Here is a 9,047-nt window from a genome sequence, read left to right as displayed (position 1 = left end):
GGCACGGACCATTGGCACGCACGTTTCCCCACAGCCGCACCCTTCAGATCGTCCTCAGCTCACCACCGCGCCGTTCAGTACCACCCGGCGCGGGGCCGCCAGCACGCGTACGTCGGCGCGCGGGTCCGTCTCGTAGACGACCAGGTCCGCGGGGGCGCCCTCGTCCAGACCGGGGCGCCCGAGCCACTCGCGTGCGCCCCACGTGGCCGCCGAGAGCGCCTGCACCGCCGGGATGCCCGCCGTCACCAGTTCCGCGACCTCGGCGGCCACCAGGCCGTGCGGCAGCGTGCCGCCTGCGTCCGTGCCGACGAAGACCGGGATGCCGGCGTCGTAGGCGGAGCGGACGGTGTCGTAGCGGCGTTCGTGGAGCCGTCGCATGTGGGCCGCCCAGCGCGGGAACCTGGACTCGCCGCCGGCCGCGAGATCCGGGAACGTGGCGATGTTGACGAGGGTCGGCACGATCGCCACACCGCGTTCCGCGAACAGCGGGATCAGGTCGTCGGTCAGGCCCGTCGCGTGCTCGACGCAGTCGATGCCCGACTCGACCAGGTCGCGGAGCGAGTTCTCGGCGAAGCAGTGCGCCGTGACCCGCGCGCCCAGGCGGTGGGCCTCCGCGATGGCCGCCCCGGCCGCCTCCCGTGGCCAGCTGGGGGCCAGGTCGCCCACCTCGCGGTCGATCCAGTCACCGACCAGCTTGACCCAGCCGTCACCGCGCCGGGCCTCCCGGGCGACGTACGCGACCAGGTCGTCGGGCTCGATCTCGTGCGCGTAGCCCCGGATGTAGCGGCGGGTGCGGGCGATGTGCCGGCCCGCCCGGATGATCTCCGGGAGGTCGTCGCGGTCGTCCACCCAGCGGGTGTCGGAGGGCGAGCCGGCGTCGCGGATCAGCAGCGTGCCCGCCTCGCGGTCGGTCAGCGCCTGCTTCTCGGCGACGTCCCGGTCGACGGGGCCGTGCGCGCCCAGGCCCACATGGCAGTGGGCGTCGACCAGCCCGGGCAGGGCCCAGCCCTCGACGGTGCGGACGTCGCGGGCGCCGACGGGTGGATCGTAGGAGATCCGGCCGTCGACGACCCACAGCCCGTCGCGGACCTCGTCGGATCCCGTCAGGATCCGGCCCTTCACGTGCAGCACCGCGCGATCGTTCATGCGGTGCACCCTAACTACTGCTCCGGCCCGCCCACCTGGCCGGTGGTGCCCTCCTCCACCTGGGCCATCGCGGGATCGAGGAGCCGGGAGAGGAAGTGGCGGGTGCGCTCGTGGCGGGGGTTGCCGATGACCTCTGCCGGGGTGCCGTCCTCCACGATCACCCCGCCGTCCATGAAGACGACCCGGTCGGCGACCTCGCGGGCGAACGTCATCTCGTGGGTGACGACCATCATCGTCATGCCCTCGTCGGCGAGCATGCGCATGACCGCGAGGACATCGCCGACCAGCTCCGGGTCGAGCGCCGAGGTCGGCTCGTCGAACAGCATCACCTCGGGGCCCATGGCCAGGGCGCGGGCGATCGCCACGCGCTGCTGCTGGCCGCCCGAGAGCGAGGCGGGGTAGGCGGTCGCCTTCTCCGACAGGCCCACCCGCTCCAGGTTCTCGGCGGCCACCTTCGCCGCCTCGGCCTTGCCGCGCCGCAGCACCCGGCGCTGCGGCAGCGTGAGGTTCTCGGTCACCGACAGGTGCGGGAACAGGTTGAACTGCTGGAAGACCATGCCGATCCGGCGGCGTACCGCGTCGATGTCGACGTCGGGGTCGGTGAGCTCGGTGCCACCGACGAAGACCTGGCCCTTGGTGGGCTCCTCCAGCAGGTTCACACAGCGCAGCAGTGTCGACTTGCCGGAGCCGGACGGGCCGATCACGCAGACGACCTCACCCTGGCCGATCTCCAGGTCGATGCCGCGCAGCACCTCGTTGGCGCCGAACGACTTGTGCAGGTCGCGGACTTCGATCTCCGGTCGGCTCATTTCACGGCCTCCTGGGCCTTCGCCTCCATGCGCCGCACGACGAAGCCGAGCGGGATGGTCACCAGCAGGTAGCACAGACCGGCGACCAGGATCGGCGTGGAGTTGGCGGTGGTGCTGGCCAGGTCACGGCCGTACTTGGACAGTTCGCGCTCCTCCAGTGTCACCCCGAGGAGCAGGACCAGGGAGGAGTCCTTGAAGAGCATGATCAGCTCGTTGGTGAGCGGCGGGAGGATGATCCGGAACGCCTGCGGGATGATGACCGAGACCATCGCGCGGGCGGGCGAGAAGCCCAGCGACCTGGCCGCCTCCAGCTGTCCCTTGGGAACGGCCTGGATGCCGGCGCGGAAGGTCTCCGCCATGTAGGCGGCCCCGATCAGCCCGAGCCCGAGGGCCGCCTTGCCGTAGGTGCCGCCGATGATCTCGGTGCCGGGGAAGGCCAGCGGCACGGCCACGCCGATGAAGACGAAGATCAGCAGGGCGGGCAGACCGCGGAAGATCTCGATGTAGACCCCGGCCACCCAGCGGTACGGGCCCACGGAGGACAGCCGCATCAGCGCGATGACCAGACCGAGTACCAGGCCGAGGACGAAGCCGGACGCCGTGTACAGCACGGTGTTCTTCAGCGCCAGCGTGATGACGTCCGGGAACATCTGCTTCGCGATGTCCCACTGGGCGAACTGGTTCTTCAGCCGGCCCCAGTCCGCGGTGACCGCGAAGACGATCACGGCGGCGGTGAAGACGACGTACTGCGCGCCGCGTGAGAGGCGGCGCTTCTGACGTCGGGTCAGGCCCTTTTTCTTGGGCTGGAGACGTACGTCGGTATCGGCCATGGGGTCAGGAGGCCGAGGCGGCGGCCGACGGGGAGGCGGCCGACGCGTCGTACGGGCCGATCCACTTCTCGTAGAGCTTCTTGTAGGTGCCGTCGGCCTTCGCGTCCGCCAGCGCCTTGTTGATCGCGGCGACCAGCTTGGCGTTGCCCTTCTTCACCGTGAAGCCGTACTGCTCACCCGTGTTGAGGTTGTCGACGATCTTGAAGGCGTCGGCGTTGGCCTTGTCCTTCAGCCAGCCCTGGACGACCGGGTAGTCGATGACGACGGCCTTGACCTGACCGGTGCGCAGACCGTTGAGGACGGCGTCGGAGGACTCGAAGGAGACCGGGTCGAAGCCCTGCTTCTTGGCGTAGTCCTCGCCGGTGGTCTGCGCCTGGGCGCCGAGCTTGACGCCCTTGGCCTTCACGTCGGCGAGCGAGGTGACGCCCGCGCCCTTGTCGACCAGGACGGCCTGGGTGGCGTCGAAGTAGGGGTCGGAGAAGTCGACGTTCTTCTTGCGCTCGTCGGTGATGGTCATGCCGGCCGCGGCCAGGTCGCACGTACCGGAGTTGAGGAAGGCGCCGGTCTTGAAGTTCTCGAAGGGGGTGTCGAGGACCTTCTGCTTCACCCCCAGGTTCTTGGCGACCAGGTCGATCAGGGACACGTCGAAGCCCTGCACCTTGCCGTCGATCTCCGACTGGAACGGCGGGTAGGGCAGGTGGGTGCAGGTGGTGAGCTGGCCCGCCTTGGCGAGCTCGACCCCGCCGGCGGCGGTCCTGGAGCCGCTGCCGCCGTCATCGGTCGAGGTGCAGGCGGCCACGAGCATCAGCCCGGCCGTCGCGGTGGTGGCGGCCAGGACTCGGGTCCGGCGGCCGGGGAGGGTGTTCACGGCTGGCCTTCCTGTAAGGGAACTGTGGGTTCCGATTATAAGGAGAAGTTTGAGGCTCTCAAATCAAACCGATGGTTGCAGAGCTGATCGACCTACGAAGTCACCGGTGGGGAGGGCGGGAAGGGTGAGGTGCGTGCCGGTTAGTCTCGTCACCTCTACCCCGTGAGTGAAGAGAGCACCGCCGTGACACACCCGTTCCTCGACCTCGCTCCGCTGAGCGCCGCGCGTTTCGCCTCGATCGAGGACCGGGTGGCCCGGCTGCTGGAGACCCGGCAGGACGTCGTGATCATGCAGGGCGAGGCGCTGCTGCCGCTGGAGGGCGCGATCCGCGGTACGGCCGGTCCGGGCACGACCGCCCTGAACGTGATCACCGGTCCGTACGGGAAGACCTTCGGCGACTGGCTGCGGGACTGCGGTGCGACGGTGATCGACCTGGCGGTGCCCTTCCACACGGCGGTGACGGCCGCGCAGATCCGGGAGGCCTTCGCCGAGCACCCGGAGATCGACTTCGTGTCGCTGGTGCACGCGGAGGCGGCGACCGGCAACACCAACCCGGTCGCGGAGATCGGCGAGGTGGTGCGGGAGCACGGCGCGCTGTTCTACCTGGACGCGGTGGCCTCGATCGGCGCGGAGCCGGTGCTGCCGGACGCGTGGGGCGTGGACCTGTGCGTGATCGGCGCGCAGAAGGCGATGGGCGGCCCGGCGGGCGTGTCGGCGGTGTCGGTGAGCGAGCGGGCATGGGCGCTGATGGCGGCGAATCCGAAGGCCCCGCGCCGCTCGTACCTGTCCCTGCTGGACTGGAAGGAGCGCTGGGTCGACGGCGGCCGCAGGACGCTGCTGCACGCACCGGCGCAGCTGGAGATGTTCGCGCTGGAGGCGTGCGTCGAGCGGATCGAGGCGGAGGGACTGGAGACGGTGATGGCCCGCCACGCGTCCGCGGCCGCGGCGACTCGCGCGGGCGCGGTGGCGCTGGGCGGCGGCCTGGAGCCGTACGTGCACGACGCGGCGGAGGCGGCACCCGTCGCCACGACGCTGCGGACACCGCCGGGGGTGGCGGCCTCGGAGCTGGTGACCCGGGCGCTGGCGAGCGACCCCGCGCTGCCGCTGGCCGCGGGCGGGGGCGCACTGGCCGAGGAGATGATCCGGGTCAACCACTACGGAGCCGATGCGACCGTGGGAGCGGTACAGGGATGCCTGGCCGCACTGGGCGCGGCACTGGCGGAGCAGGGACAGGGACGGAACGTGGACCTGGAAGCAGCCCGGCGAGGCGTGGAAGCCGCTTGGCGGTAGGCACCGGACCGACAGGCGGCGCGGAGCGCAAGGCGCCGGTTCACCGCCAGGCCGACAGGCGGCGCGGAGCGCAAGGCGCCGGTTCACCGCCAGGCCGACATGCGGCGCGGAGCGCAAGGCGCCGGTTCACCGCCGGACCGACAGGTGGCGGAAGGCACCGGCTCGCCGCCCGGCCCGCGGGAGGGGCGAGGAGGCGACCGGGTACGCCCTCGACGCGGGCGGGGCCTCGACGAGGCGCCGACCGTCTGACGGCGGGAGATCGCGCGCGGGCGTGAGCTGATCGCCGGGCGGCCGCTGGAGGCCACCGACCGGATCGCCCGGCGGGCCTATGCCGGGCTCGAGGTCAGCCTGCGGCGGGTGCTCCTCCACACGATCGAGGAGTACGCCCGGCGCAACGGTCACGCGGACATTCTCCGGGAACGCATCGGCGGGGTTACCGGCGCCTGAATTCAAGGTGATTAGCGAATTCTCCCCTGCATTTCCTCCCCGATAGGTTGCCCGGGTTCTTATGCCCGGATTCCCCGCACCTAAACGCAGGGAATTTCGAGTGGGTCACACGTGCGTGACGCATTGCACAAGCGGGGCGTTATGCACTCTTTGCGCGGTGTAAAACCGGACGAAACGGCAACCCGTCCCTACGGCATCACGGAATCACCACGGCCTCTCCATGCGTTTTTGAATTTCGCTGGGTAAGTTCAAGTCGCATGACTGCCGCACCAGCAGACCTACGTATCGACCGCCCGTCAGTGGAAGACGGAGCAGCACTCTGGCGTCTGGCGAAGGAATCCGGAACGCTCGATCTGAACTCCTCCTACAGCTATCTGCTGTGGTGCCGCGACTTCGCGGCCACCTCGGCGGTGGCACGCGCCGAAGGCGGCGAGCCGGTCGGCTTCGTCACCGGCTACGTCCGGCCGGAGGACCCGCGCACCCTGCTGGTCTGGCAGGTGGCCGTGGACGCCGCGCACCGCGGTCGCGGTCTCGCCGCCACGCTGCTGGACGGGCTGACCGCGCGGCTCGCCGCCGAACGCCCGCTCACCACCGTGGAGACCACGATCACGCCGGGCAACACCGCCTCCGAGCGGCTGTTCACCTCGTACGCCGAGCGGCACGGGGCGACCGTCACCCGAGAGGTGCTGTTCGACGCCGGCCTGTTCCCCGACGGCCCGCACGACCCCGAGGTCCTGTACCGCATCGGCCCCCTCTCCTTCTGACCCCCACACCCCGCACCCCCCGCACCCCCACCCCCGCACCCCCAGGGCCGCCCGGCACGTCCCGCACAGTCCCCGCACCCTGCCCGCCCTCCTTCCGACCCCACACCGAGGAGTGTTTTCGTCGTGACCATCACCCAGCCCGACCTCAGCGTCTTCGAGACCCTCGAGTCCGAGGTGCGCAGCTACTGCCGCGGCTGGCCCGCCGTCTTCGACCGCGCGCAGGGCAGCCGCATGTACGACGAGGACGGTCACCGGTACCTGGACTTCTTCGCCGGCGCCGGGTCCCTCAACTACGGCCACAACAACCCCGTACTGAAACGGGCGCTGGTCGACTATCTGCTGCGGGACGGCGTCACGCACGGGCTCGACATGTCGACCGTCGCCAAGCGGTCCTTCCTCCAGACCTTCCAGGATCTGGTGCTGCGGCCGCGCGACCTGCCCTACAAGGTCATGTTCCCGGGCCCGACCGGCACCAACGCCGTGGAGGCCGCCCTGAAGCTGGCGCGGAAGGTGAAGGGGCGCGAGGCCATCGTGTCGTTCACCAACGCCTTCCACGGGATGTCCCTCGGGTCGCTCGCCGTGACCGGCAACGCCTTCAAGCGGGCCGGCGCCGGAATCCCCCTGGTGCACGGCACACCCATGCCGTTCGACAACTACTTCGACGGCCAGGTCCCCGACTTCCTGTGGTTCGAGCGGCTGCTCGGTGACCAGGGGTCCGGGCTCAACAAGCCCGCCGCCGTGATCGTCGAGACCGTGCAGGGCGAGGGCGGCATCAACGTCGCGCGTCCGGAGTGGCTGCGGGCGCTCAAGGAGCTGTGCGAGCGGCAGGACATGCTGCTGATCGTCGACGACATCCAGATGGGATGCGGGCGCACCGGGGCCTTCTTCTCCTTCGAGGAGGCGGGGATCGTCCCGGACATCGTGACCGTCTCCAAGTCCATCAGCGGCTACGGACTGCCCATGTCGCTCTGCCTGTTCAGGCCCGAGCTGGACGTGTGGGAGCCGGGCGAGCACAACGGCACCTTCCGCGGCAACAACCCGGCCTTCGTCACCGCCACCGCCGCCCTGGAGACGTACTGGGCCGACGGGTCCGCCATGGAGAAGCAGACCCGGGCGCGGGGCGAGCAGATCGAGCAGGGGCTCATCTCGATCACCGAGGAGAACCTCGCCGACATCAGGGAGTACCGGGGCCGCGGCCTGGTGTGGGGCCTGGAGTTCCACGAGAAGGCGCGGGCCGGCCGGGTCGCGCAGCGCGCCTTCGAACTCGGACTGCTGATCGAGACGTCCGGCCCGGAGAGCGAGGTCGTCAAACTGCTGCCGGCCCTGACCATCACTCCCGAGGAACTGGACGAGGGCCTCAGCATCGTCGCCCGCGCCGTACGGGAGACCGTCTGACACCCTCGGGCCCCGTTCGCCTTTCCCCTACCTAGGAGGCATCGCACCACCGTGATCGTCCGTTCGTTCAAGGACATCGAAGGCACCGACCGTCATGTGAAGGCGGAGTCCGGCACCTGGGAGAGCAAGCGCATCGTGCTCGCCCGGGAAAGGGTCGGGTTCTCACTGCACGAAACGATTCTGTACGCCGGCACCGAGACGTCGATGTGGTACGCGAACCACGTCGAGGCCGTCGTCTGCGTCGAGGGCGAGGCCGAGCTGACCGACCACGAGACCGGGCTCACGCACCGCATCACGCCCGGCACCATGTACCTCCTCGACGGGCACGAGCGGCACACGCTGCGTGTCAAGGAGGACTTCCGCTGCATCTGCGTGTTCAACCCGCCCGTCACGGGCCGGGAGGACCACGACGAGAACGGCGTGTACCCCCTGCTGACCGAGCCCGAGGAGGTGTGAGCACCGTGACCGCACTCACCGATCTCTATCCGACCCGTGGCACCACCGAGGTGTCCGTCCCCCGCAAGGACCCCGTCGTCTGGGGCTCCCCGGACACGCCGGGCCCGATCCCGACGGCCACCCTCCAGGAGTTCGAGCGCGACGGCTTCCTCGTCGTCGACCAGCTGATCGGCGACGACGAGGTCACCGTCTACCGACGGGAGCTGGAGCGGCTCGTCGCCGATCCGGGGATCCGGGCCGACGAGCGGTCGATCGTCGAGCCGCGGTCCAAGGAGATCCGGTCCGTCTTCGAGGTGCACAAGCTCAGCCCGGTGTTCGCCGCCCTCGTCCGTGACGAGCGGGTCGTCGGGCGGGCCCGGCAGATCCTGGGCTCGGACGTGTACGTCCACCAGTCGCGGATCAACGTCAAGCCGGGCTTCGGGGCCGGGGGCTTCTACTGGCACTCCGACTTCGAGACCTGGCACGCCGAGGACGGTCTGCCGAACATGCGGACGGTGTCCGTGTCGATCGCGCTGACCGACAACCTCGACACCAACGGCGGGCTCATGATCATGCCGGGCTCGCACCGGACGTTCCTCGGCTGCGCCGGGGCCACGCCCAGGGACAACTACAAGCAGTCCCTCCAGATGCAGGACGCGGGCACCCCGTCGGACGAGGCGCTGACCGCGATGGCCGGTGACCATGGCATCAAGTTGTTCACGGGCAAGGCCGGTTCGGCGACCTGGTTCGACTGCAACTGCATGCACGGGTCCGGGGACAACATCACGCCGTTCCCGCGCAGCAATGTGTTCATCGTGTTCAACAGCGTGGAGAACACGGCCGTGGAGCCGTTCGCGGCCCCGATCCGCAGGCCGGAGTTCATCGGCGCACGGGACTTCACACCCGTGGGGTGAGCGGCCCGCCCCCTCCCTGCCGAGCGTCGCCGGGCCGGACGCCCTCACCCGAATCCGGGGGGGTGGGGGGCCGCCGGGGCGGGGGGGGGCGCCCCCCCCGGCCGGCCCGGGTGGGCCGGCCCCCCCGCGGGGGCGTGCGGGGGGGGGCC

At 70.3% G+C, this 9,047-nt stretch carries 10 protein-coding genes; 6 read left to right on the top strand and 4 right to left on the bottom strand.

Features of this window, described 5'->3' with window-relative positions; all coding sequences use genetic code 11:
• Window positions 1-54: 54 nt before the first annotated feature.
• From ACFWBB_RS23585 to ACFWBB_RS23570, 4 genes are read right to left on the bottom strand one after another with little or no spacing between them, the layout of a single operon-like run.
• Entirely contained in the window at window positions 55-1,146 is a 1,092-nt protein-coding gene (locus tag ACFWBB_RS23585; protein ID WP_385275796.1) for an amidohydrolase family protein, read from the bottom strand.
• A gap of 14 nt (window positions 1,147-1,160) precedes the next feature.
• Window positions 1,161-1,955 carry an amino acid ABC transporter ATP-binding protein gene (locus ACFWBB_RS23580; protein ID WP_385275793.1) on the bottom strand — a complete coding sequence of 265 codons (795 nt, stop codon included), beginning with the start codon at window positions 1,953-1,955 and terminating at the stop codon, window positions 1,161-1,163.
• Window positions 1,952-2,785 carry an amino acid ABC transporter permease gene (locus ACFWBB_RS23575; protein ID WP_385275791.1) on the bottom strand — a complete coding sequence of 278 codons (834 nt, stop codon included), beginning with the start codon at window positions 2,783-2,785 and terminating at the stop codon, window positions 1,952-1,954. Before ACFWBB_RS23575 ends, ACFWBB_RS23580 begins: the two co-directional genes overlap by 4 nt.
• 4 nt (window positions 2,786-2,789) lie before the next feature.
• Window positions 2,790-3,653, bottom strand: a complete 864-nt coding sequence (locus ACFWBB_RS23570; RefSeq protein ID WP_385275788.1) for a transporter substrate-binding domain-containing protein — start codon at window positions 3,651-3,653, stop codon at window positions 2,790-2,792.
• Window positions 3,654-3,815: 162 nt separating this feature from the next.
• On the opposite strand from ACFWBB_RS23570, the gene ACFWBB_RS23565 reads away from it, so the two are divergent.
• The 6 genes from ACFWBB_RS23565 to thpD all read left to right on the top strand — a co-directional run bounded on the left by ACFWBB_RS23565 (window position 3,816) and on the right by thpD (window position 8,898).
• Window positions 3,816-4,943, top strand: coding sequence for a pyridoxal-phosphate-dependent aminotransferase family protein (locus ACFWBB_RS23565; protein ID WP_385275785.1), 1,128 nt, complete (start codon window positions 3,816-3,818; stop codon window positions 4,941-4,943).
• A 258-nt stretch (window positions 4,944-5,201) separates the two neighbouring features.
• Complete coding sequence (locus ACFWBB_RS23560) at window positions 5,202-5,390, top strand: DUF664 domain-containing protein (protein WP_385275972.1); 189 nt, start codon at window positions 5,202-5,204, stop codon at window positions 5,388-5,390.
• Between the two features lie 257 nt (window positions 5,391-5,647).
• Window positions 5,648-6,154, top strand: a complete 507-nt coding sequence (gene ectA / locus ACFWBB_RS23555; RefSeq protein ID WP_385275782.1) for a diaminobutyrate acetyltransferase — start codon at window positions 5,648-5,650, stop codon at window positions 6,152-6,154.
• A 123-nt stretch (window positions 6,155-6,277) separates the two neighbouring features.
• Window positions 6,278-7,549, top strand: a complete 1,272-nt coding sequence (gene ectB, locus ACFWBB_RS23550) for a diaminobutyrate--2-oxoglutarate transaminase (protein WP_385275779.1) — start codon at window positions 6,278-6,280, stop codon at window positions 7,547-7,549.
• 51 nt (window positions 7,550-7,600) lie between these two features.
• Window positions 7,601-8,005 (top strand): ectoine synthase, encoded by a 405-nt coding sequence (locus ACFWBB_RS23545; RefSeq protein ID WP_385275776.1) that lies wholly within the window; start codon window positions 7,601-7,603, stop codon window positions 8,003-8,005.
• 5 nt (window positions 8,006-8,010) lie between these two features.
• Window positions 8,011-8,898 carry an ectoine hydroxylase gene (thpD, locus tag ACFWBB_RS23540; RefSeq protein ID WP_385275970.1) on the top strand — a complete coding sequence of 296 codons (888 nt, stop codon included), beginning with the start codon at window positions 8,011-8,013 and terminating at the stop codon, window positions 8,896-8,898.
• Window positions 8,899-9,047: the final 149 nt, after the last annotated feature.

The sequence above is a fragment of the Streptomyces sp. NPDC060000 genome (assembly GCF_042737375.1).
Taxonomy (GTDB): domain Bacteria; phylum Actinomycetota; class Actinomycetes; order Streptomycetales; family Streptomycetaceae; genus Streptomyces.
Note: the sequence above shows the minus strand (reverse complement) of the source record. Positions and strands in the feature narration are given on the sequence as shown.